The sequence below is a fragment of the Actinoalloteichus hymeniacidonis genome (assembly GCF_014203365.1).
GTDB classification, from domain to species: Bacteria; Actinomycetota; Actinomycetes; order Mycobacteriales; family Pseudonocardiaceae; genus Actinoalloteichus_A; species Actinoalloteichus_A hymeniacidonis.
In genome coordinates, this window is the sequence record NZ_JACHIS010000001.1 from 2,900,947 (window position 1) to 2,924,404 (window position 23,458).

22 protein-coding genes are annotated in these 23,458 nt (G+C 67.3%); 11 read left to right on the forward strand and 11 right to left on the reverse strand.

The genetic code is table 11. The annotated features are described in order from the left end of the window. Window positions 1-26: 26 nt before the first annotated feature. From BKA25_RS12080 to BKA25_RS12100, 5 genes are all read right to left on the reverse strand, one after another. Window positions 27-338: an ArsR/SmtB family transcription factor gene (locus BKA25_RS12080; protein ID WP_069849765.1), complete on the reverse strand. Its 312-nt coding sequence runs from the start codon at window positions 336-338 to the stop codon at window positions 27-29. A 179-nt stretch (window positions 339-517) separates the two neighbouring features. After that, window positions 518-703 carry a hypothetical protein gene (locus tag BKA25_RS12085; protein WP_069849763.1) on the reverse strand — a complete coding sequence of 62 codons (186 nt, stop codon included), beginning with the start codon at window positions 701-703 and terminating at the stop codon, window positions 518-520. Window positions 704-740: 37 nt separating this feature from the next. Then, the gene (locus tag BKA25_RS12090; RefSeq protein ID WP_069849761.1) at window positions 741-1,589 is read right to left on the reverse strand and encodes an SDR family NAD(P)-dependent oxidoreductase; all 849 of its coding nucleotides are present in this window, start codon (window positions 1,587-1,589) and stop codon (window positions 741-743) included. Window positions 1,590-1,960: 371 nt separating this feature from the next. Then, entirely contained in the window at window positions 1,961-2,155 is a 195-nt protein-coding gene (locus BKA25_RS27755; RefSeq protein ID WP_069849759.1) for a DUF397 domain-containing protein, read from the reverse strand. Window positions 2,156-2,171: 16 nt separating this feature from the next. After that, on the reverse strand, window positions 2,172-3,023 hold the full coding sequence (locus BKA25_RS12100) for a helix-turn-helix domain-containing protein (protein WP_069853734.1): 852 nt from the start codon (window positions 3,021-3,023) through the stop codon (window positions 2,172-2,174). Window positions 3,024-3,398: 375 nt separating this feature from the next. Between BKA25_RS12100 and BKA25_RS12105 the strand changes: the two genes are divergently transcribed. The 5 genes from BKA25_RS12105 to BKA25_RS12125 all read left to right on the forward strand — a co-directional run bounded on the left by BKA25_RS12105 (window position 3,399) and on the right by BKA25_RS12125 (window position 7,653). Beyond that, window positions 3,399-4,163, forward strand: coding sequence for a hypothetical protein (locus tag BKA25_RS12105; RefSeq protein ID WP_157421095.1), 765 nt, complete (start codon window positions 3,399-3,401; stop codon window positions 4,161-4,163). A gap of 151 nt (window positions 4,164-4,314) precedes the next feature. Further along, window positions 4,315-4,737 carry a VOC family protein gene (locus tag BKA25_RS12110; protein ID WP_069849755.1) on the forward strand — a complete coding sequence of 141 codons (423 nt, stop codon included), beginning with the start codon at window positions 4,315-4,317 and terminating at the stop codon, window positions 4,735-4,737. A gap of 339 nt (window positions 4,738-5,076) precedes the next feature. Further along, window positions 5,077-5,694: a stage II sporulation protein M gene (locus BKA25_RS12115; protein WP_069849753.1), complete on the forward strand. Its 618-nt coding sequence runs from the start codon at window positions 5,077-5,079 to the stop codon at window positions 5,692-5,694. 208 nt (window positions 5,695-5,902) lie between these two features. Beyond that, the gene (locus tag BKA25_RS12120) at window positions 5,903-6,682 is read left to right on the forward strand and encodes a helix-turn-helix domain-containing protein (protein WP_069849751.1); all 780 of its coding nucleotides are present in this window, start codon (window positions 5,903-5,905) and stop codon (window positions 6,680-6,682) included. A gap of 146 nt (window positions 6,683-6,828) precedes the next feature. Continuing rightward, on the forward strand, window positions 6,829-7,653 hold the full coding sequence (locus BKA25_RS12125; RefSeq protein ID WP_069853733.1) for a serine hydrolase domain-containing protein: 825 nt from the start codon (window positions 6,829-6,831) through the stop codon (window positions 7,651-7,653). 35 nt (window positions 7,654-7,688) lie between these two features. On the opposite strand, the gene BKA25_RS12130 is transcribed toward BKA25_RS12125, so the two are convergent. Together BKA25_RS12130 and BKA25_RS12135 are read right to left on the reverse strand one after the other, a co-directional pair. Next, window positions 7,689-8,546 carry an LLM class flavin-dependent oxidoreductase gene (locus tag BKA25_RS12130; RefSeq protein WP_069849749.1) on the reverse strand — a complete coding sequence of 286 codons (858 nt, stop codon included), beginning with the start codon at window positions 8,544-8,546 and terminating at the stop codon, window positions 7,689-7,691. A 172-nt stretch (window positions 8,547-8,718) separates the two neighbouring features. Continuing rightward, a complete protein-coding gene (locus tag BKA25_RS12135) occupies window positions 8,719-9,591 on the reverse strand; it encodes an alpha/beta fold hydrolase (protein ID WP_069849747.1) in 873 nt (290 codons plus the stop codon). Between the two features lie 216 nt (window positions 9,592-9,807). Between BKA25_RS12135 and BKA25_RS12140 the strand changes: the two genes are divergently transcribed. Then, the gene (locus tag BKA25_RS12140) at window positions 9,808-13,125 is read left to right on the forward strand and encodes an ATP-binding protein (protein ID WP_069849745.1); all 3,318 of its coding nucleotides are present in this window, start codon (window positions 9,808-9,810) and stop codon (window positions 13,123-13,125) included. 14 nt (window positions 13,126-13,139) lie between these two features. Here the strand turns inward: BKA25_RS12140 and BKA25_RS12145 are convergent, their stop codons facing one another. Then, a complete protein-coding gene (locus BKA25_RS12145; RefSeq protein ID WP_069849743.1) occupies window positions 13,140-14,048 on the reverse strand; it encodes a class I SAM-dependent methyltransferase in 909 nt (302 codons plus the stop codon). Window positions 14,049-14,103: 55 nt separating this feature from the next. On the opposite strand from BKA25_RS12145, the gene BKA25_RS27760 reads away from it, so the two are divergent. Beyond that, complete coding sequence (locus BKA25_RS27760; RefSeq protein ID WP_257786021.1) at window positions 14,104-14,238, forward strand: hypothetical protein; 135 nt, start codon at window positions 14,104-14,106, stop codon at window positions 14,236-14,238. 69 nt (window positions 14,239-14,307) lie between these two features. On the opposite strand, the gene BKA25_RS12150 is transcribed toward BKA25_RS27760, so the two are convergent. The 3 genes from BKA25_RS12150 to BKA25_RS12160 all read right to left on the reverse strand — a co-directional run bounded on the left by BKA25_RS12150 (window position 14,308) and on the right by BKA25_RS12160 (window position 17,925). Next, entirely contained in the window at window positions 14,308-14,835 is a 528-nt protein-coding gene (locus BKA25_RS12150; RefSeq protein ID WP_069849741.1) for an EF-hand domain-containing protein, read from the reverse strand. A gap of 364 nt (window positions 14,836-15,199) precedes the next feature. After that, window positions 15,200-15,862 (reverse strand): response regulator, encoded by a 663-nt coding sequence (locus BKA25_RS12155; RefSeq protein ID WP_069849739.1) that lies wholly within the window; start codon window positions 15,860-15,862, stop codon window positions 15,200-15,202. Continuing rightward, entirely contained in the window at window positions 15,859-17,925 is a 2,067-nt protein-coding gene (locus tag BKA25_RS12160; RefSeq protein WP_157421094.1) for a sensor histidine kinase, read from the reverse strand. The genes BKA25_RS12155 and BKA25_RS12160 overlap by 4 nt, the downstream gene beginning before the upstream one ends. Before the next feature lie 195 nt (window positions 17,926-18,120). Here BKA25_RS12160 and BKA25_RS12165 point away from each other — a divergent pair, with 195 nt between their 5' ends. The 4 genes from BKA25_RS12165 to BKA25_RS12180 all read left to right on the forward strand — a co-directional run bounded on the left by BKA25_RS12165 (window position 18,121) and on the right by BKA25_RS12180 (window position 23,409). Next, a complete protein-coding gene (locus BKA25_RS12165) occupies window positions 18,121-19,767 on the forward strand; it encodes a carboxylesterase/lipase family protein (RefSeq protein ID WP_084643050.1) in 1,647 nt (548 codons plus the stop codon). A 381-nt stretch (window positions 19,768-20,148) separates the two neighbouring features. Beyond that, window positions 20,149-21,042, forward strand: a complete 894-nt coding sequence (locus tag BKA25_RS12170) for a carbohydrate ABC transporter permease (protein ID WP_236750276.1) — start codon at window positions 20,149-20,151, stop codon at window positions 21,040-21,042. Window positions 21,043-21,046: 4 nt separating this feature from the next. Then, window positions 21,047-21,991, forward strand: coding sequence for a carbohydrate ABC transporter permease (locus BKA25_RS12175; RefSeq protein ID WP_069849736.1), 945 nt, complete (start codon window positions 21,047-21,049; stop codon window positions 21,989-21,991). Then, the gene (locus BKA25_RS12180; protein ID WP_216637726.1) at window positions 21,988-23,409 is read left to right on the forward strand and encodes an ABC transporter substrate-binding protein; all 1,422 of its coding nucleotides are present in this window, start codon (window positions 21,988-21,990) and stop codon (window positions 23,407-23,409) included. Before BKA25_RS12175 ends, BKA25_RS12180 begins: the two co-directional genes overlap by 4 nt. Window positions 23,410-23,458: the final 49 nt, after the last annotated feature.

Sequence of the window (23,458 nt, forward strand, 5' to 3'; positions counted from 1 at the left end):
ATGTATCGTCCTTTCCGAATCGATGATCAAGGATCTGGCATCGTGTCGAGGTGGCGGCCGAGATCGTCCAGCCGATCCGCCCACATTCGGCGATAGGGCGCGAGCCAGCGGTCCAGCTCCATCAGCGGTTCACTGTGTAGTTCGTAGACCCGGCGCTGCGCGTCCTTGCGTTGGCGGACGAATCCCGCTTCGCGCAGCACCCGGAGATGCTTCGAGGTCCCTGGCTGCGAGAGACCGAGCTGTTCCACGAGTTCGCCCACGGGCCGAGGCCGTTCCAGCAGGAGCTCGATGATCCGACGGCGGGCGGGCTCGGCCAGTACTGCGAACACGACGGCCATATCGAGAACATTAGTGTCGACTTGTATGTCTCGCAAGTTATGTACGGTGCTCGAGCAGGGTTTCGGGATTGGCTTGGGGTCGCTCGTTCGCCGTGCGTGCGCGTCATCGAGCCATGCTCGGCTGCTCGACGAAGCGATGCAGGAGCAACACCCCGAGCGCTCCTGGGACGTCCCGAGTACTACCGGGTCCGACAGCGCGATCCGCCCGCCGCGATGCCCCATACGACCTGCCGGTCCCGCCGGAGTTGCGCATCGAGATCGCGCGGAACACGGTCGACGAGTCGATCGCCCGCCGCGGCGGATTCCTGGGCCACGAGGGCGAAGGGCACCCGCCATCGGGTTCGACCGACACGGCGCGTCGTCACCAGTCGATCGGCCTCCCCTCGGTGCGCGAGCGACGCGCTACAGCGCCCAGCGGACCCGGGGCGCCGGTTCCAGCGCGCTCGACAACGGCCCGGCCATGGCCGCAGCGACATCGCCCACCTCCCACCGAGGCCGCTCCACCACCGGATGTTTCACCGCCGGTTGCCGCAAAAGATGCATCTTGCCCCCGACGAAGCGGATGATCTGCCCGGTGAGGCCCGCCGACAGGTCGCTGAGTAGGTAGGTCACCACGGGTGCGACCTGCTCCGGGGTCAGTTCCGGGGGACAGGCGCGTTTCGCCGCATCCGACCGCACCATCCTGGTGTAGGCCAGTGGGGCGACCCCGTTCGCGCGGATTCCGGTGCCCACGAGTTCGGCAGCCCAGGAGAAGGTCGTCGAGGCGAGCGCACCCTTGGACGCCGAGTACGCCGCAGCGCCGCGTTGCCCCAGCATCGCGCCGGAGACGATGTTCACGATCGAGCCGCCGGCCTGCTGCTCGCGCATCGCCGCGATAGCCGACGTCCCGCAGTACAGCGGTCCCAACACGTTGACCTCGATCAGGGCGCGCATTCGTTCGGGATCGATCTCCCACGGGGGTGCCTGATAGTTCAGCGCGGCATTGTTGACCAGTCCGTCGATGGCTCCGAAACTGTGCAGAGCGCGCTCGATCAGCTCGTGGGCCTGGTCCGGATCGGCGACCGAGCAATCGTCGGCCACCGCGATGCCGCCCGCCGAACGGATCTCGATCGCCACCTCGTGAGCGAATTCGCCGTCGACATCGTTGACCAGTACCGACGCGCCCTCGTTCGCCGCATGCATAGCGTAGGCCCTGCCAAGTCCGCGGCCCGCTCCGGTGATCACCACGGCTTTGCCATCCAAGACACCCATACGGCAAGTCTGGCCGGGCTCTCGCCTGCTCAGCCCAGGGCGGTCTGCGAGTGGTATCGCCCCATCGGCCAGCGGTTCGCCTGCGGCAGGACAGAGAGGCGTGAGCACAGCCGCTTCGTGTGAGACGGCCCGAATCGAGCATGGCCCGGTTGATGGGGAGCGGGCTCGGCCGCCACACGGCCCGCTCCCGTGATTGTCGCTGGTCCCCGTGCCCACTGCTGTTATCGGGGGGACTGCTCGATCGGATTACCGGCGGCTATCGTCCGATTTCCCGGCGAACCCGATCTGTTCGAAACTGATTCGCTACCGCGCTGGCCGTGGGACGATTACCGGCGAGGTCTTCGTCGGCTCGATCCGATACGGCGCGCAGGTCAACCGATCCGGTCGTGTTTAGCGGCAGCGAGGAATGCCTCGAAGGCACGCGGCGGGACGGTGAGCACCCCGCCCTGACGATTCTTGGTATCGCGGATGCCGACGACGTCGCGGAACTGGCCTACCTCGATGCATTGGCCACCGTTGGCACTGCGGCTACTGGTTCGCCACCGATCACTCGTCACTGGATGCACGCAGCGTCGCTTCCTTTCAGGGAGTCGTGGATTCCGCGAGCATCCTAGCCAGCAGCCGAGTCGAGTCCCGCTTGGACAACGCAAGACGTTGCAGCTCGTCGAACATGGTCCTCAGGGTGGCCACATCATCGCGATCCTCTATTACATTGCCGCCGAGTGGATTCTCCGTCCACCCCACATCGGGATCCGCGGATTCGGCGAACCGCAGGAAGGTGAATCCACCGGCAAGACTCGGATGCGTTCCCACACTGCTGGGCAGGATCTGCAGAACCACATTGGGTAGTCTGCCCAGACTACGCAGATGATGCAGTTGTTCCGCCATGACCTCGGCTCCGCCGATCTGCCGGTGCAGCGCGGCCTCGCTGACCACGGCGCTCAGTCGAAGCGGTTCGTCCGCCCACAGCCGTTGTTGGCGCTCCATGCGAGCGGCGACCCGTTTCTCCACGTCGGAGGGGTCGGTGATGTGGGTGCCAGCCGAGTGGATCTCCCTGGCGTAGGCCTTCGTCTGCAGCAGCCCGGGAATCAACTCGATCTCGAAATTGCGCACCTCGACGGCGGCCTGTTCGAGCCCCACATAGGGTTTGAACCATTCCGGCAGCCGATAGGTCGACCACCAGCCGCGTTGGGCGCCCTCGCGACGGAGATCCTCGAGCAGGCCGCGCACCGCCTGCGGCGTCCGATAATAATCGAGCAGTGCGGTCAGCTCGAACTTCTTGATTCCGGAACGACCGGCTTCCCAGTTTCGGATCTTACCCGCACTGCATCCGATGTGATCAGCGGCTTCGTTGAGACTGCGTTGTGCCTCGGATCGGAGTTCCGCCAACGATGTGCCAAGCCTTCGTCGTCGAGCGGTGGGTCCGAGGGACATCTGGTCGTTGCCTTCCTGGCTTGGGCGGTTCTCGGCGCCCACCGTACCCAAAGATCATCTCCATGTCGTCGGGCTCACTCGGAAGGCTGAATTTCAATCTTGAATTCAGGTTTTGCACACAGGTTTCGATAGGTTCCCCCCGGCCCTGGAGATCATGGAGGCGACGATGAACAGGTCATTCCTAGGCAGAGTGCTCAGTGCCTTCGAGGATCAGATCTTCGCAACGGTGGCTTCGGTAAGCATTGCGTTACTGGTCTTCGTCGCTCTCGAATGCTGGTGGCAGCGCTGGCGCGATTCGCATCCACGGCGCCGGAGCCCGTCCAAACAGGATTGGGCGAGGATTCGAGCCGCCGAGACACGCGCGGCGGCGAACCGATGACCGGCGAACTGGCGGTCGAGGACGGCGGCATCGCCGATCGGGACGTCTGGTTCGCGCAGGACACCCAGTCCGAATGCGGTTCGCGTCGAGATCGGCACCTCGTCGCGGGATTCCGACCGGAGCCGGGCACCCTGGTGGTCAGCCTGTGTTGCCGGTCGCTGGTGGCGGGTAGGCCGCCTGCCACCGAGGACCACTGCATCGCCTCGCCGGGATTCCGCCTCTGCTGGGATTGCGGCGAGGTCGCCGCAGGGCGCAGGCCGCCGCCGCCCACTATTCGGGAACTCGGGCCCGTGCGGCTCGTGCGGCTTCGTTCCGACCTTGTCATCGAGCCCCGCCGACTGGTGCATGTGAGCCCACCGCCGGATCCGGCACCCGCTCTATTGCGTACCCGGTGTGGGAAGGAACTGCGGATCGCCGACCTCGACATCCTCGACGGACCGGGGGAGGAGAGCGGGATGCCGTGCGGTGTCTGTCTCGCCGCGTCGTTGATCGTCTCCGGCGCCGACGCGATGGTCGGTACCTCGGTGAGCAGGCGGCTCGGGGAACCGGCTGTCGACGCAGACGGCCTGGCTTTTGCCAGGTCAGAGCGTTGGCAGGGTGGGTCGGGCTACCTCGGGGGACGACGGGTGCGGCGGCGGGCGGGCCGTTCGGTCCGCGGCCCGGTGACGATGCCCGCCGACTGTTGCAGGCCGCATACCCCCCGCGGCCGCCCGACGCGGTGGCGCGGGCGCGGCGGGTACGGGCTCGACGAATGGTGGTGAACCGTCCGGCCCGGCTCCCGCCAGGTGCGGTGGACTGTCGGTGTTGCCGGGAAAGATCGAGAGTGGCGGTCGCCGAGTCGTGATGGACGGTCGTGCGGCGTCGGTTGCTGCCGAGGTATGTCGTCGACTCGAGGGAATCGAGGAATCTACTGTGAAATGGACGCTGGAAGTGATCGCGGTTCCGGTCTCGGATGTGGCCAGAGCCAAGGAGTTCTACAGCGAGGGGCTTGGTTTCGTCGTCGATCACGACGTCGAGCCGGGCGGGGGTGCTCGCTTGGTCCAGCTCACCCCACCGGGTTCGGGGTGCTCCATCGTTCTGGGCGAGGGGATCACCGATATGCCTCCCGGCTCACTGCGTGGCGTGCAGCTAGTGGTGGCCGATCTCCGCGCCGCACGGGCCGAGCTGGTGGAACGGGGGGTCGAGGTGAGCGAGATCCAGCTCCTGGGGGATCCCGCAGGGCCTCGGCCGCCCAAGGAGGGGGAGTCCCTGGACAACGTCGGCTTCGTCTCCTTCGCAGACCCGGACGGAAACACCTGGGGCGTGCAGCAGATCTCCGCCCGCGCCGATTCGTGACCGGGTGGGTCGGCCTGCCGTCGGGGAGTCCTCGCGACGTCGCGCACGTCGAGCCTTGATTCCGTTCGAGCGGATGCGCCGAGCAGGCTGATCCATGGTGCCGTGGGGAACGCTCGGGAACACGGGCCCGAAGTCCAGCGGACTCGACGCCGGATCAACCAGATCACGATGCCGCCGATGGCGACGGGCAATCGGTCCGAACGTATGTGCTGTCCACGCTGGTGAACCCGATCGACCGGCTACGAGTCAGTTTGACCCTGTGCCCGGCACATGGTCTGAGGTGGTGATGAGGCGCGGCGGACCGCGTCTCATCACCACCCGACCATGGAGCACAGACCAATGCGATCGCTTCGCAAGTCCTTCCAGATCATCCGCAGCAATCTCGGTGCCTATCTCGTCCTGAACGCCGTCGTCTACGGCGCCTTCCTCATCGGGATCGGGGTGGCACTGCTCTTCCCCGAGCTGACCGCACAGCAGCTCACCGACCTGCAGGACGATGGGACAACCGACCTGGTCGTCTCACTGTTGTCCAACGTCTGGCTGTTCGCCCTGGTCATCTTCGCCGTCAACACTCTCACCGTCGGAGTGTTGTCGATCCTGCTGCCCTCGATGATCGTGCCCTTCGCAGGCATCGCGATATTCGCGTACCGAGCCTTCGACATCGGTATGACCTTGGCGCCGACCGACGACGCCGTGGCGCTCACCCTGATTCCGCACGCCCTGACACTGCTGATCGAGTTCCAGGCCTACGTCCTGCTGACCCTGGGTGCTTACCTGCTCGGGAGGTGCTGGCTGCGTCCCGACGTCGTCGACGCTCGTGACCGGCGGCAGGGCTATCTCCGGGGACTACAACAGTTCGGCAGGCTGAGCCTGCCCGCATTGCTGCTGTTCGTCGTCGGTGCGATCTATGAGGCGTTCTCGCTCGTCTATCTGGTTCCCCTGCTGTTCGGTGCCTGATCGCCGAATCCGTCACCCGAGGTGATCGAAGACGGCCGAGCGCGTGCGACCCGCTGTTCGCCGCGCCGGACGCCCCCTTCCGCCATCCTGGCCGCCCACTTGGCATTCTTGAACTCGAGCAGGGTCTCGAAGAACACTCCTGGTGGGTCTGGTCGCCGAGATGACCGCGTCGGCGTGTTGCGGCAGACGGAGATGGGGAAGGCATCAGATGACATGGAGCACTCGACAGCTCGCTGAGCTCGCGGACACCACGGTGAACGCTGTTCGGCACTATCACAAGATCGGGTTGCTCGACGAGCCCGAACGGACGTCGAACGGGTACAAGCACTACACCGTCTCGCACCTCGTTCGGTTGCTGCAGATCAAGCGGATGAGCGCACTCGGGATCCCGCTGGGACAGGTCGCCGCCATGGGCCGAGCCGGTGAGGACCCCGACGAGGGACTGCGCGTGCTCGACACCGAGCTGGAGGCGACGATCAAGCGCCTCACCCGGGTGCGCGCGGAGCTGGCGGTGATCAGACGCCATCGTGCGACCGCCGACACCCCGCCCGGGTTCGAACCATTCGTCCGGGACCTCACCGACACCCAGCGGTCCATGCTGATGATGTACTCGACGATCTTCAGCGAGGCGGCTCTGGAGGAGTTCAGCCAGGCGCTGGCCGTGCGGGACGACACCGCCCACGAGTTCGAGTATCTGTCCGTGGACGCCGACGAGTCCACGATCGATCAGCTCGCCGAGCGAATGGTCCCGATAGCCCGCAAGACGCAGGCCGAACAGCCGACGCTGGTGGATCCGACCGCGCATTCCCGACTGGGCAAGGAGGAAGCGCAGCGGACGATGGCTCAGGCGTTGATCGAGTTGTACAACCCCGCGCAGCTCCGGGTGCTCAAACGCCTGGACGATCTCCTCAAGCAGGAGCGGGCGGCAGCCGATGCCGAGTCGCAGACACCCGACGACGCGGACACCCAGGAGAAGGGCGACGACTGAGACGACGTCGGGCGGCGCGACGGCTGCCTGCGCCGGAGCCATCATCGGATGGACCCGAGCGGGAGGCGGACCCCGGTGGACGAGGGGGACCGAACGCGCGCCGCGTCGCGCCTCGTAGGGTCTGTCGCGTGGAGAGGCGCAACGTGTTGAAGAGTCCGAAGATCGCGGCGGACTGGCCCGTCGACAACAGGACGATCGCCGTGGTGAACGCCGATGGAACCCTGCTCGGCGAGCACGGTGACCTGGATCGGGTGTATGCGTTGGCCTCGGTCACCAAACTGCTGACCGCCTACGCGGTACTGATCGCCGTCGAGGAGGGCGCGGTGGAATGGGACACGCCCGCCGGTCCGCCCGGATCGACGCTGCGCCATCTGATCGCCCACACCGCCGGACTCGCATTCGAGGGCGACGCCGCCTCGAACTTCGAGCCCGGAAGTAGGCGGATCTACTCCAACACCGGCTTCGAGGTGCTGACCTCGGCGGTGCAGGACGCCTCGGGCATCGAGTTCGCGGCCTACCTGGCCGAGGCGGTGTTCGAGCCCCTGGGCATGTCCAGCACCACCCTGCCGGGCAGCCCGGCCTCCGGGGCGATGTCCACCGCCGCCGACCTCGCCCGGTTCGCGGCCGAATTGCAGAATCCGCAACTGGTGTCGACGGAGTTGCTGCACGAGGCCACCACGGTGGTCTTCCCCGGGTTGAACGGCGTGCTGCCCGGACTGGGTATGCAGCGCCCGAACGACTGGGGCCTGGGCTTCGAGCTTCGCGGCGAGAAGTCGCCGCACTGGACCGGTGCGCTCAATTCGCCGTCGACCTTCGGCCACTTCGGCCAGTCGGGGACCTTCCTCTGGGTCGATCCGGTGGCCGGGGCCGCATGCATCGCCCTCACCGATCGGGTGTTCGGCAGGTGGGCGTTGAAGGTCTGGCCCGAGTTGAGCGATGCGGTCGTCGGTGAGCTCGCCGAGGCGCGTTGAGGCCGCCGTAGGCCGAACTCGAGGCCCTTCCACCGTCAACTCTCCATCCCGACACCGGGAGGTCTGATCGCGGCCACGGCGGCGAGGAACCGGAAGGCGTCCGCAGGACGTCGGGTCTCCGTTGGGTCCCCGTTGTACGTGTCGAGCGTGACGGCGGCCGCGCCGCTGCGGCGCAGGTCTTCGAGGTCGGCCGCGACCTGATCGATCGTGCCTTCGCCCGCGAGGCGTTCCGGCGTGGTGATCGGGGTCTCGGTGAGGCGCAGCTTGATACGAGGTGCGAGTTGCGGCACCGGATGTCCGAGGGCTGCAGCGCGCACGCGCAGACGTTCGACCGAGTCCTGCCACCAGGGCATCGTGAAGTGGTACGGATGCCAGGCGTCGCCGAGCAGCACGGATCGGCGCAGTGCCGCGTCGCTGTTGCCTCCGACCCAGATCGGTATGTGCCCGCACCGATAGTCGTCGGTGTTCTTCCATGCGGTGCGGAGGCGGCGCAGATGGTCGTCGGTGATCGCGCCGCGCCGGTCGAACCGAATGCCTAAGGCGTCGAACTCCTGGCGGGCCCATCCGATGCCGACGCCGAGCACGAACCGTCCGCCGCTGAACGCCTGCAGATTGGCGGCCGAGCGTGCCACGTGTAGCGGATGTCGGTAGGGCAGGATCAACACGGTGGTCCCCAGCCGCACCCGACTCGTGAAGCCCGCGAACCAGGACAGCGTGGTGAAGGGCTCGTAGAACGGCGCTGGGTACTGTGCCGCGACATCAGGGGTGATCGCGAGATGATCCGAGATCATCAGGTGATCGAAGCCGAGCCCTTCGACCGTGTGCGCCCAGGATCGCAGGACGCCGGGGTCGGTGCCCGGCCCGTAGTTCGGCACGTTCACTCCGATTTCCACACCGGCGAGGTTAGCCGGCGATGGTTACCTTCCGAAATGGATCGGTCACATAAGTGACCGATAGGTGAAGTTGGCAGGGTGCACTGTTGTTTCAGTGGTGGATGAAAAGAAGGCCCCGGATCCGGACGGCACCTCAGGCACCGACCGGACCGGGACCACCAATGCGGACCGATTACCTACTCAGTAGGGCACGCAAAGCCTCGACCACCTCGGCGGGGGACTCCTCGGCCATGAAATGACCACTGGACACGGTCCGATGCTCCAGGTCCGCAGCCCAGGCCTCCCAACGCTGGGCCGCCTCGTAACCGAGGGCCGCGCCCCAATCCTGTTGCAGCACGGTGACCGGCATCCGGAGCCGGTTTCCGGCCTCCCGGTCCACCGTGTCGTGCTCGACGTCGATATTCGCCGAGGCCCGGTAATCGGCGACGATCGACGGCACCGCCTCCCGAGAGGCTTGGAGGTAGGCGGCCCGGATCTCGGCCGGGAACAGCTCCGGGTTCTGCGCCCAGATATCGAGGAAGTGGCCGAAGAACTCGTCCGGGGCGTTGCCGATCAGCGTCTCGGCCAAGCCGGGAGGCTGCGCCATCAGGTAGAGGTGGAAAGCCACGGCTGCGGTCACGCCGTGCAGAACGTCCCACATATCCAGGGTCGGCAGAACGTCCAGCGACGCGAGGTGGCTGACCGCGTCGGGGTGGTCCAGGCCGGCGCGGATGGCGACCAGCGCGCCCCGATCATGGCCCGCGAGTGCGAAGCGGGAATGCCCCAGTGCGCGCGCCGCCGCCACGACGTCGGCGGCCATCACCCGCTTGGCATAGGCCTGCCCGGTGGGGTCGACGGGCTTGTCGCTGGCGCCGTATCCCCGGAGGTCGGGACAGATCACGGTGTGATCGGCGGCCAGATCGGCGGCGACATGCCGCCACATCAGATGGGTCTGCGGGAATCCGTGCAACAACACGATCGGCGGTCCGGAACCGCCCACCGCGACGTTGAGAGCCACATCGTCGGCGACGGTCACCCGCTGATAGTCGAAACCGCTGATACGCATGTGCTGCCTTCCTTGCCGGGTGTACTTCGTACTTCCGAGGACAGCGTCGGGGACCTCGGTCAGCAGGGAATCAGCATTCGGTCAGCGCGCCTCGGCAGGCCGCTTCGACGGTGGCCCGTCTCCGGCGAACGCACGTCGGACCGCACTACAGTGCGGTACCGGCGATGCCGCTGTGCAGGCATCGGCCCTCGATGCCGACCCGACGAGAGCGAGCGGATGACCTCATCGATTCGTTTCGGTGTGCTCGGACCTCTCGTCGCCGAGGAGGAACGGGGCCCGGTGGATCTGAAGGGCCCCCGCCATCGTGCGGTGGTGGCGCGGCTGCTGGTCGCCAAGGGGCGGGTCGTACCGAGGGACTTGTTGATCGACGACCTGTGGGAGACACCCCCGAGCGGCGCGGTGGGAGCCGTCCAGACCTTCATCGCCACACTGCGACGGTCCCTGGAACCCGACCGGCCCCCGAGGACTCCGGCGCGGCTGTTGGTGACGGTGGCATCCGGCTACGCCCTGCGGGCCGAGCCGGATGCGGTCGACGCAGGCAGATTCGAGAGCGAGGTGGCTCGCAGCCGAGAACTACTCGAACACCATCGGGCGGCGGCCGCGTTGGACAGGCTCGACACGGCATTGGGCTGGTGGCGGGGACCTGCCTACAGCGAGTTCGCCGACGCGGGCTGGGCTCGAGAGGCGATCGCCAACCTCGACGAGCTACGCCTGCTTGCGGTGGAACAGCGAGCCGAGGCACTCTCGGCCCTCGGCCGCGCGGCGGAGGCGGTTCCGAGCCTGGAAGCCGAGCTCGCGCAGCAGCCCTGGCGGGAGAGCAGCTGGCGATTGCTGGCACTGACGCTGTATCGGGCCGGACGCCAGGGCGACGCGCTGGGCGTGTTGCGGCGGGCCCGACGGCTGCTCGTCGAGGACCTCGGCGTGGACCCGGGCCCGGCCCTGCGCCAGATCGAATCCGACATCCTCGCGCACGCCCCGCACCTGTCGACCGTCCCCGCTCCCGCCGTCGTGAGGATCGTCGAACCCGCGCCGGCATCCCCGGACTCGGAGCTGATCGGCCGCGGGACGGAGACCGGCGCGCTAACAGCCGAGTCGACGGCCGTTCACACGAAGCGGCAGCGGGGCGTCGCGCTGGTCTCCGGGGAGGCCGGGGCAGGTAAGACCGCACTGGTGGAGTCCTTCACCGAACGACTCGGCGCCGAGGGCTGGATCGTGGCCTGGGGACGTAATCCGGATCACGAGGGCGTGCCGGCGGCCTGGCCGTGGCATCGCATCCTGGACACCCTGGCCGCGACCGGCACGACTCCCGTTCCCGCACCGCTCATCGACACTGCGGACCCGAAGGCCGCCAGATTCCGCTGGCATCGCGCGATCGGCGACTTCCTGGTCCGGATCGCCCAGGACACCCCGCTCGCGTTGGTACTGGATGACCTGCACTGGGCGGACACCGAGACGCTGGCCCTGCTGGCCGCGATGGTCACCGAACCGCTTCCCGCTCCGATCCTGCTGATCGCCACCTACCGCACCACCGAGGTCTCCGGGGAATTGACGGAACTGCTCGGCCGGGTCGCCCGGACAGAGCCTGCTCGGATCTACCTCACCGGACTGGCGGCGGAAGAGGTGTCCGAACTGGTGAATCGGCTGCTCCGTCGGACCGTGGACGCCGCAACAGCCGGGACCATCCATCGGCGCAGCGGCGGTAACCCGTTCTTCGTGCGCGAACTCGCCCGTCTCCTCGACACGGAAGGACTGGAAGGCCTGTCCGCCGTGCCATGGGGAGTCCGCGCCGTGGTGCAGCACCGGATGGGTTCGGCCCCCGAAGCGGTCCGAACCCTCCTCCGCCATGCCTCGGTACTCGGATCCGATCTCGACCTCGACCTGCTCCGCGCGATGTCCGCCGACGCCGACCTACTGTTGGACGCCGCGGAGGACGCCGCTCGCCGTGGATTCCTCGTCGAGCTCGGTCCCGGTCGCTTTCGCTTCGCCCACAGCCTGGTCCGGGACACCGTGTACGAGGACATCTCGCGTTCGCGACGTGCCCACTGGCACGGCATCGCGGCAGCCGCGATCGAGCGGGCCCGACCCATCGAGGTCGAGGCGTTGGCCGAACACTTCCGCCTAGCCGAGAACCCGGCGACCGTGGATCGGGTGGTGCACTACGCGCGGCTCGCGGCGGAGAACGCCGAATCCCGGTACGAGTCGCATCGAGCCGCCTGGTTCTGGCGGACCGCGCTGACCGCCTACGAGCAGTCCCCTGCCGGGGACGTGCGACTGCGCCTTGCTTTGAGCATGGGCTTGGTCCGAACCCTGGCGGTGACCGGGGATCTCGCCGAGGCACGGCGGTATCGAGCCGAGGCGATCACCCTCGTCGAAGATCTGAACGATCCCGAGGCGATCGCCGAGGTGATCGTGTCGTTCGACGTGCCCGCGATCTGGCCCGACAACGACGACCCCGCACTCGCTGCGCGCATCGCGACCATCGCACAGGAGACACTGCCGGTCCTGCCCTCGGGACGGACCGCGCTACGCGCTCGGTTGCTGGCCACGATCGCCGTGGAACTGCGCAGCGCAGGAGGCGCCCGAGGCAGGCAGGCCGCCTGCGAGGCCGAGGAACTCGCCCGCGAGCTGGGCGACCCGGCGTTGCTCGCCTTCGCGCTCAATGCCCGATTCCTGCAGTCGTTCGAGCGGGCCGGGCTGGCGCCGAGCCGGGTGCGCATCGGGCGCGAACTGGTCGAGGTGGCTCGTGCCAACGGACTGGTGAGTTACGAGGTGCTCGGGCACCTGGTGCTGATTCAGGCCCATGCCGCGCTCGCGGATCTGGTCGCCGCCGATCGCCACACCGAGATCGTCGACCGGCTCGGCGTGGACTATCAGATCCCGCTGGTGGGGGTGTTCACCGACTGGTATCGCGCCCTGCGCTGCACGATCCAGGATGCTGTCCCCGACGCCATCGTCCGCTATCGGGCTGCCGCCGCGCGCTTGGTGGGCACGGGAATGGCGGGATTGGACGAGGGGATCCTGGGATTCGCCCTGTACTGCACACAATTCGCGCACGCAGGAGCGGAGCCGAGAACCGATGCGGCCTGCGACTGTGGTCCGTATCGGCCTTGGTGCCGCCCGGCACTCCAGCCCGATGCGTACCAGCGCAACGCGGCGACTCGCGCCGATGGAGCGGCCCGAGTCGCCGTCCCCGATTCGCCCCGCGACCTGCTGTTCGAGGCCCGTACCTGCCTGCAGGCCATGCACGCCATCGCGAGCGGTGATCGGCCGACGATGCAACGGCTGGCGACGGAACTGGCCCCCGCTGCAGAAGAACTCGCGGGGGCGGGCAGCGGCCTGCTGACCCTACGGCCGGTGGCGTGGTATCTGGGGGAACTCGCGATCGCCCTGGGACGCCCGGCGGAGGCCGAACAGCACTACCGGCATGCCTTGACCGTCGCCGAACGCGCGGGATCGGCGAGTTGGGCGACGGCGGCGCGGGATGCGCTGTCGAGCCTGGATCACTCCGCGGACGCGCCAGGGCGCGACGACTGAAGCGGAAGCTGTGATCAATCGGCGGACTGTCGCTGCGGCGCGTAGGCGAGGATCAATCGGTTGTGGTCCAACGGATCATGCTGGACCGGGGTGGGGCCTCGACCGTAGCGCCGGGTGAGATCGAACGGCGTGTGCACCGTCGTCGACCAGCCTCGCTGGTTCATCTCGTCCACCGGTTCCGGCCTGCCATCGACGACGAACAACCCCTGCAGGTCGATGCCGAGCTGCTGTTTCGCGGTGAAGTACATGGCATTGTTCCGGACTTCGGGGGGTTCCGGAAGAATCCTGATCTCATATCCCAGCGTGCTACCTGGGGCGGTCAACTCGTGGATGGCGGTGAAGAGACGCAGTTCGGCGGCCGGGGACAGGTAGAACACCAGACCCTCGACCAGCCACGCAGTGGGCGCGGTGGGTAGAAATCCCTCCGCGAGCAGCCTGGCAGGCCAATCCTCGTGGAGATCGATTGCTATCTGTCGTCGGTCGCAGCGTGGTGTCGCATCCACCGAATCGAAGACCCGCTGTTTGTACCGCAGAACCTCGGATTGATCGAGTTCGTAGACCGTGCAATCCGACGGCCATTCCAAGCGGAATGCGCGGGAATCGAGCCCGGCGCCCAGTAGGACGACCTGCTTATTGCCAGCCTGCACCGACTGTAATAGGAAATCGTCGAGAAATCTCGTTCGGAGGCCGAAATAGCGGCCTAATCGTCCCCACAAAGCGTTGGTGTCACCGCCGGGCACGTCCTCGATGCGCAACGGCCAGCCCTCGGTATCGGGCGACGCCCGGACGAGGAACTCGGCCAGCGGGTCCTGGGCGAGGCTGTCGGCCCGGTTGGTCTCGATGGATCTGGCTGCGGCGATCAACAGCGCGGTTCTGCCTACACCGGCGTCGATTCCACCGGTCTTATCGGTTCTCGGAAGCACTGATCCTCCGGGGTCTACACAGGGCGTCCGCGTCCTGACATGGACGCGGACGGACATGACCGAGCGGTGGCAGATCACTGGCTGGAACCCCACGGCGCTGCGCATGGTGGGGCGCCGTTCGGAGGCCGGAGTGCCTGCGTTGGGACTACGACTCGGCCGTGGTCATCGGACGGCGGGCGACGTGGCGTGATAGCGCGGCGCCGCGTGCGAAGATCGGTGCGGGAGCGGCAGCCCGCCGCTCCCGCACCGTCGCCGCTGGTCAGCCTTGCGGGACGAGACGGTCACCGGGGATATCGGACTTGTCCGGCCGGTAGAAGTCCTTGATGGCGATGTCCCAGCTCTCGACGGTGATCTGGTCGGCCTCGTTGGGCTCCAACGCCGCGAAGAGCGCGTTGATGTTCTCGAGCGCGAACCCGATGCCGATCATGATCGAGACGAAATTCGGCCGAGTGACCAGGCCGTCGCCGTCAAGGTCTCCGAGCGTGGTGAGCGCGCCGGCGAACTCGGTGATGGTCTCCTCGAAACGCTCCGGAGACAACACGCAGGCCGCGAATTCCTCGAAGGTGATGACGTTGTCGTTATTGGTGTCGAGCTCCGCGGCCAACGTCGACCACCATTGCCGGAATGAGGCGACGGAAGCGCTCTTGCGTTCCTCTGCGGCCTCCGGGATCGCTTCGAGGACCCGATCCGACATAAGTTCGAAATCGTTGGACTCGAGGTTTCCCGATCCGTCGACATCGAACAGGGAGAAGATAAGCTTGACGCGTTCCAGCGCGGCCGTGTCCATGGTAAATCCATTTCTGAGGAAGATGCTGCAGGGGATGAGGGAGGAAGCTTCCCAGTTAGGTGGCAGTCGCCCAGCGAACCGGCGATTCCGGTGAAGCAGAAATCATAATAGTGCGATGCGGAATTAGATCCATGCTTTTCCTCGCGGGCTGCTCGATTTGCCTCTTCTACTATGCACGGCCGGATCCGACATGTCCGCTAAATGATCACTGTTCATCATAAAGGGTTAATCTGTGTTCTGAGTGCCGGGTCGATGCTGGGCCGAAAGAGGGATCGATCCGCTTCCGGCGGTCACCCGAAGGGAGCCTCTCGCCGGGGCGAAAGTTACTTTCCGGTCGATGAACCCGCTTGCGCGAGGCGACGTTTCAGCTGTCGACCAATCCCGCGTCGTAGGCGGCCAGCCCAGCCTGGGTGCGGTTGGTGCACCCCAGCTTGGCCAGCGTCCGAGACACGTATCCCTTGACCGTCGCCTCGGTGAGGAACAGCCGGCGTCCGATCTGAGCGTTGGACAGGCCTTCGCCCAGACACACCAACACGTCTCGTTCCCGATCGGTCAGCCCGGCCACCAACCGCTCGGCCTGCTCCTTGTGTCGTCGCTCCGTGGTCGAGGCGGTGAGCAATCGACGAGTGGCCTCCGGGGAGAGCACCGTGTGACCGGCGGCGGCCACCCGCACCAGACTGATGAGATCTTCCGGCGGGGTCGATTTCACCAGGAAGCCTGCGGCGCCCGCCCGCAATGCGCGGAGCACGTACTCGTCGGCATCGAAGGTCGTCAACACCACGACCACCGGAGCGTCCTGCTCGGATCGGATGTGTTCGGTCGCGGCCAACCCGTCCATTCCAGGCATCCGCAGGTCCATCAGGACGACATCGGGTCGATGCCGTCGGACGGAGTCCACCGCCGAGGCCCCATCGTGGGCGAGATCGACCACCTCGATATCGGCGGCGGAATCCAGGATCGTGCGCAGATGCATGCACACCATCGGTTCGTCGTCGACGATCAGCAACCGGATCGGCGGGGAGCTCATCGGTGTGATCCCTCCACTGCCGGGCTGGAAGTCGGTACCTGCGCGGGCAGTATCGCATCGACGAGGAATCCACCCTCCTCCGTCGGACCGGCCTGCAGGGTTCCCTCGATGAGTTCGACTCGATGCCGTACCCCGAGCAGCCCGGTGCCCGAACCCACGGCGGCGAGCTGCGGATCACCCCGATGTGAGTGCGCCGATTCGCGTGGCGGGCGACCATTGCGGACCTCGACCCGCACGCGGTGCACCTCGTAATGCACCCGGACCAGGACATCGGCGCCGTACGCGTGTTTGCGGACATTGGTCAGTGCCTCGGCGATGGTGCGATGGACGGTTCGTGCCACGGTGGGTGACACCAGGCCGGGGTTGCCCGCCACGCGGAGTGCGGCGGGCAACCCGACCGACGCCGATTCCTCGACAAGGCGGCGAAGCCCCGGTTCTCCTGGCTCGGCGGCCTCCGGAACCGAGGACACGTCAGCCGCCCGCAGGGCGCCGACCAGTTCGTCGAGCTCGTCGAGCGCCTGCCTACCGTTGTCGATCAGATCGGTGGCCGCGGCCCGGGTCTCCGTCGATGCGGCCGCGCTCAGCGGCCCGGTGCGAGCCAGCATGTCGTGCACGCTGCCGATCACGATGTCGTGCATCTCCTCGGCCAACCGAGTGCGTTCCGAGGCCCGGGCCCGATCGGCCCGCAACCGCTGCTCCCGGCTCGCTCGCTCGGCACGCTCGACGAGAGCGGCGATCAGGCGCCGTCGCGCCGCGACATACAGCCCCACCACCGAGGGCAACCCGACGAAGACCGAGGCGATCGTGGCCACCGAGAGGTGTGGTTCCCACGGTCGGGACGCCACCACGATCAGCGCGAGCACCGAGACCGTGGCCACGACCGGGCGTCGGGAATGGACGGCGACGGCATAGGTCGCCAACGGCGTCGCCGCCGGGACCAGGAGAACGAGCGCACCGGCGGGCGGCACCGACGTCGGTCCGAGCAACGCGAGTCCCAGCAGCCCCACGGTGTTGATCAACGTGATGGCGGTGACCAGCTGCGGATGGCGACGGCGTAGGACGAGCACGGCGGCGGTCGGGAGCTGGACGACGAGTTCCCACCAGGGAAAGACCCAGCTCCCGGCCAGGGCAGCGTGCCAGCCCGCCACGACCAGGGTCAGCGTCACCGTGAGCAGCAGCGCTACCACGCCGACCGAGACATCGCGGCCGTCCACCGGCGGTGCAACCACGGGCACCGCCCGTCGCCCGGCGGACTGGTCCTCCTCGGCCTCGGGCACCGCTTCCGGAGGGGTGGCCGCGGTGCGCAGGACACCGATCACATCGCGCAACTCCGCCAGCGCGGTGCAGCCTGCGGCGCGGACGTGCTCGGCCGCATTCCTCGTGGCCTCGGTGATCGCCGTGATCCGCAACGCACCCGCGTGCAGCACCATCAGGCTGATCCGGCGGGTGACGACATCGTGCAGCTCGGCGGCCAACCGGACACGTTCCTCCGTCCTGGCCCGATCGGCCAGCAGGTCGCGTTCCTGTTCGGCGATCTCGGCGCGCTCGGTCAGGGTGCGCACCAGCATCTCGCGCGCGGCCAGATAGAAACCGAAGAGCATCGGTGTGCAGACGTAGAGGACGCCGGAGGCCGTGGTGGCGAGGGAGTCCGACCACGGGCTCACGGCGATGGCGGTGAGCAGCGTGACCATGAACCACGCCCGTCGCCGATCCCGGACATAGAGGGTCGCCGCATAGGTGGGGAACGCGGGCGCCAAGGCCATCAGCACATTGGTCGAATCCTCGGCGGTGCTCAGCTGTCCGGGCACCGCCAACACCCACACGGCCAGTCCTGCGGTCACGAAGGCGAATCGTGGCCAGAACTGTCGCACGGTGCCCGGCCGCAGCCCGATCACCAGTGCGACGACGAGGAAACCGACCGCGCCGGCGGTGGGTTCGGTACCGGGCAGGTCCCTAGGGAGCAGGCCCGGCAACACCAGCAGCAGGACGACGACCCCCGACAGCACGGCCAGCTCCGGGAGGAGGCTGCGGAGCAGCCCTCGGAGCTGCGCGGAGGTGGCCATGGCGGTGACGCTAGATCAGTGGCCATGCCTCGGGTGTCTGACCGGCTGAAAGTACCGACCAAGGACAGCGTCCCCGCCACAGCGCACCTACTTTCGTTGGTACTCGGACGCTGCTTTGGACGCTGGTGCCCGACGGTCGACGCAGGTTGCACTGGGTGAGATCGAAGTGCGAACACCGACTAGCCGAGGACAACGATGGCGATCAGGACGTGGCGTTGGCGAGCTCCGTTGGCGCTCGCGGGAGCAATCGGGGTGGCGGGCGGCTTCCTCGCGGCCTGTGGCGGCGGCGAGGCCGTGTCGGCGGACCCCGCCGGGGCGTCGGCCGAGGCCGGAGTTCGGAGCGACACCGAGGTGGAGACCGAGAACGGCGCGGTGCGAGGAGCGATCGACGACGAGCTGCTGACCTTCAAGGGGATCCCGTTCGCCGCACCGCCGGTGGGGGAGTTGCGTTGGGAGGAGCCGCAGCCACCTCGGTCGTGGTCCGGCGTTCGGGAGGCGACCGAGTCCGGCCCCGCCTGTGTGCAGGACCCGGGGGAGCTACCGGAGGGCAGCGCCACCGAGGACTGCCTCTATCTCGATATCACTCGGCCCGCAGCCGAGTCGTCGGAGTCGAGACCGGTGGTGGTCTGGGTGCACGGCGGTGGTTTCTTCATGGGCGCCGGGTCCAACTACGACGCCGGGCGGCTCGCCGAACGCGGCGATGTCGTCGTGGTGACCGTCAACTATCGGCTCGGGATCTTCGGGTACTTCGGGCATCCGGGGATGCCCGGCTCGGGCACCTTCGGCTTGAGCGATCAGCAGGCCGCGCTGTCCTGGGTCCAGCGCAACATCGCCGAGTTCGGCGGGGATGCGGACAACATCACCCTCGCGGGCCAGTCCGCGGGCGCGATCAGCGCCTGCGCGCAGTTGACCGCACCCTCCTCGGTCGAGCTGTTCGACAAGGTCGTCATGCAGAGCGGGTCCTGTGATCTCGACTGGCCCCGCAACGCCGAATACCGCGGTCAGCCTGCGAGTGCGATCTTCGAATCGCTGCCCGAGGTGCAGGACAGAGGCCGACAGGCTGCAGGCGACCTGGGGTGCACGGGCGAGGATCCGGCGGTGATCGAGTGTCTGCGGGAGCTGCCCGTGGAGACCGTGCGTTCGAAGCTGACCGATTTCATCCTGCCCGCCTACGGGACCGAGGTGCTGCCGGTGGAACCGGCGCAGGCTCTGCGGTCCGGTGAGTTCCACCGGGTTCCGGTGCTGAGCGGACACACCCGCAACGAGGCCACGCTGGCCACCTCGATGTACGACAGCGGCCAACCGATGAGTGCCGAGACCTACGACGCGGTGTTGACCGAGACCTTCGGGGCCGATAGAGCCGAGGTGGAGGCCCGGTACCCGCTGTCCTCGTATGGATCCGCGGCCGAGGCCTGGGCCGCGATCGTGACGGACCGGAAGTGGACCTGCACCCAGTACGACACGTCCGAGGAACTGGCCCGGGAGGTCCCGGTGTTCCAGTACGAGTTCGCCGACCCCGACGCGCCCGCGTTGTCGCCGCTGCCCCCGTCGATGCCGATGGGTGCCTACCACTCCTCGGAGTTGTGGTCGCTGTTCGATCTCGGCGGCTTCGAGGCGCAGATGTCGCCCGAGCAACACGCCTTGGCGGGTCAGATGATCGATTACTGGGCGGCGTTCGCCGCGACCGGCGATCCGGGGCAGGCCGATGGGCCCGAGTGGCCCGCGTTCGACGCCGGTGACTCGGCGTACATCCAGGCGTTGGCGCCGGGCGACGGCGGCGTCGGGCCGGTGGACGGTCGAGCCGATCACCGGTGCGGTTTCTGGGCCGATCTGCAGGAATAATCGGCGTCGCCGGAAGGGTTGGCCGGTCTCGGTCGTTGTCCGAGGACACGATTCGCGCCGCCGGGGCACACCGAACCGGTCGACCCAGCCGCATCTTCCCGGTGCCCCACCGCTTCGGCCCGGAGCGGTGAAAGACGAGGTCGGCGGGTGGGTGACTCACGATGAACCGATGACCGCGCCCGCGCTCGACGCCGGCGCGGTCGTCGTCGTTGGTCCTGATCGGTCGACTGCGGAACGCTCTTGACGGTCCCTGACTGCGGTGACAGCATCCACCGCACCGATGGTTACGTAAACATCGGGCCGACCCGATGGCGAGGAAGCTCCGGGCGGTGGGAACGAGGGAGCCGAATGACAGCGCCGTCATCGATAGCGACCAGACCGGTGCGTGAGCGACCGCCGAGCGGACACGCCGATCGCCAGGTCTGGACCGGATGGGGCTTCCTCGCCCCATTCATGATCGTGTTCACCCTGGTGTTCCTGGCACCATTGGGCTATTCGATCTATCTCAGCCTGTTCCGCGACCGGATGGTCGGCGGGAATCTCTTCGTCGGATTCGAGAACTACCAGCGGGCCATCGCGGACCCCCAGTTCTGGTCCGCACTGGGCCGGGTCACCCTCTTCCTGGTCGTCCAGGTCCCCATCATGCTGGGCATCGCCCTGTTGGTGGCGTTGGCGATCGACAGCGGACGGCTCTATGGGAAGAACTTCTTCCGCATCTCCATCTTCCTGCCGTATGCCGTTCCGGCAGTGGTCGCCGCGCTGATGTGGGGCTTCATGTACGGCGACCGATTCGGTCTGGTCGGCAACATCAACGAGGTGTTCGGGATCTCCTTACCGAGCCCGCTGTCCTCGGATCTGGTGCTCGCCTCGATCGGCAACATCGTCACCTGGGAGTTCATCGGCTACAACATGCTGATCTTCTACTCCGCGCTCCGGGTGATCCCACATTCGCTCTACGAGGCCGCGCAGATCGACGGCGCGGGCCAATTCCGGGTCATCGCGGCGATCAAGCTCCCGGCCATCCGGGGCGCACTGGTCATCGCCACGATCTTCTCGATCATCGGCAGCTTCCAGCTCTTCAACGAGCCCAGCATCCTGCAGAGCCTCGCCCCGAACGCGATCAGCTCCTACTTCACGCCCAACCTCTACACCTACTCGTTGTCCTTCGCCGCTCAACAGCAGAACTACGCGGCGACCGTCGCGATTCTGATGGGCCTGGTGACGATGGTCATCGCCTACGCGGTGCAGCTGCGCGGCCTACGAAAGGACGCGTGAGGTCATGACAAGCGGAAACCCCACCGCCCCCGCCCGACGTGATCGCTCCTCGGCCGCCGTTCGCCTGCGACCGCAGCAGCCCCGGCAGCGCAGCCGCACCACCCGGAAACCCCGGCGCAGCGTGCTGCTCACCGTCCTCACCGGACTCGTCCTGATCTACAGCCTGCTTCCACTGTTCTGGCTGCTGATCAACGCCTCGAAGACGCCAGCCGGTCTGTTCGACTCCTTCGGGCTCTGGTTCGGCGAGGACTTCGCGCTGCTGGACAACATCGTCGCCACCTTCACCTACGACGACGGCGTGTTCAGCCGTTGGCTGGGCAACACCCTGCTGTACGTCGTGGTCGGTGCGGGCGGTGCCACGCTGCTCGCGGTGCTCGGCGGCTACGCGCTGGCGATCTTCGACTTCCCGGGAAAACGTGCCGTGTTCGCGGTGGTCATCGGTGCGGTCGCCGTGCCGGGCACCGCACTGGCGGTGCCGACCTTCTTGATGTTCAGTCAGCTGGGCTTGACGAACACGCCGTGGGCGGTGATCATCCCCTCGCTGATCTCGCCGTTCGGCCTCTACCTGATGTGGGTGTTCGCGGCCCAGGCCGTTCCCCGGGATCTGCTGGAAGCGGCTCGGATCGACGGCGCGGGGGAGATCCGCAGCTTCCTACGGGTCAGCCTGCCGCTGCTGGCCCCCGGCACGGTCACGGTGCTGCTGTTCACCACGGTCGCCACCTGGAACAACTACTTCCTGCCGCTGATCATGATCCGGGACCCCGATTGGTTCCCGCTCACCCTCGGGTTGAACTCCTGGAACGCGCAGGCATCGACGGCGGGCGGCGAGGTGGTGTTCCACCTGGTCATCACCGGGTCGCTGATCACCATCGCCCCGCTGATCGCCGCATTCCTGTTGCTTCAGCGGTACTGGCAGTCCGGGCTTGCCGCCGGAAGCGTCAAGGAGTGAACCACTCGCGCAGCCCGGGCGCGGCCCGCGAACCGAGTCCGACGCAGGTGCTCGACGCGACGAAGAGACGAAGCGAGGCGATCATGAACACCAGCACCCGGCACGTCGTGCGCGGGCTCGGCGTGGCCTGCGTGGCCATGCTCGGCCTCACCGCCTGCAGCTCCCCGGGCGAGGACAGTCCCAGCAGCGCGACACCTGCGGAGATCCAGGCCGCGCTCGACGAGGGCGGGACGATCACCGTGTGGGCCTGGGAACCCACCTTGGAACAGGCCGCCGCCGACTTCCAGGCGGAGTATCCGGCGGTCGAGGTCGAACTCGTCAATGTCGGAACCGGCCCCGATCAGTACACCGCGGTCCAGAACGCGGTGTCGGCGGGCGCGGGCGGACCCGATGTCGCGCAGATCGAATACTTCGCCCTCGGTCAGTTCGTCGTGACCGAGGCCGTCGCCGACCTGAGCGGATTCGGCGCCACCGAGCTCGAAGAGCTCTTCTCTCCCGGCCCGTGGAACGCGGTCAGTGCAGCGGACGGAGTCCACGCCCTCCCGATGGACTCAGGCCCGATGGCGCTGTTCTACAACCAGGATGTCTTCGAGGAACACGATGTCGAGGTCCCCACCACCTGGGACGAGTACCTCGACGCGGCCCGCGCGTTGAACGAGGCGGACCCCGACGTCTACATCACCAGCGACATCGGCGACGCGGGCTTGACCACCAGCCTGATCTGGCAGGCGGGCGGGCGACCCTACGACGTGGACGGCACCAGCGTGGGCATCGACTTCTCCGATGAGGGGACCGCGCGCTACATCGAGATCTGGCAGCAGTTGATCGACGAGGACCTGCTCGCGCCCATCGACTCCTGGACCGACCAGTGGTACCAGGGCATGGCCCAGGGCACCATCGCCACGCTCGCCACCGGCGCCTGGATGCCCGCCAACTTCGAATCCGGGGTGCCCTCCGGCGCGGGTTCCTGGCGAGTGGCGCCCCTGCCGCAATGGGAGGAGGGCGTCGACGCGGGCGCGGAGAACGGCGGCAGCGGACTGACCATCCCCCAGGCCAGCGAGAACAAGTTGCTGGCCTACGCCTTCATCGACTACGTCACCACCGGCGCGGGCGTGGGCGCCCGGCTGGACGGTGGGGCGTTCCCCGCGACCGTGGCCGATCTGGAATCCGAGGAATTCCTCGACGCCGAACTCGACTACTTCGGTGGCCAGCAGGCTAACCAGATCTTCGCCACCGCGGCGGCCGACGTCGCCGACGACTGGACCTACCTGCCGTACCAGGCCTATGCGAACTCGGTGTTCAACGACACCGTCGGCCAGTCCTACGTCTCGGATCTGCCGTTGACCGAGGGACTCCAGAGATGGCAGCAGTCCTCGAGGTCCTATGGCGCCGACCAGGGTTTCGACGTCCAGGAGTGACCGGTCTGCCTCCATGAACCGCGGCGACAGGCCGACACCGCCGGAAGAG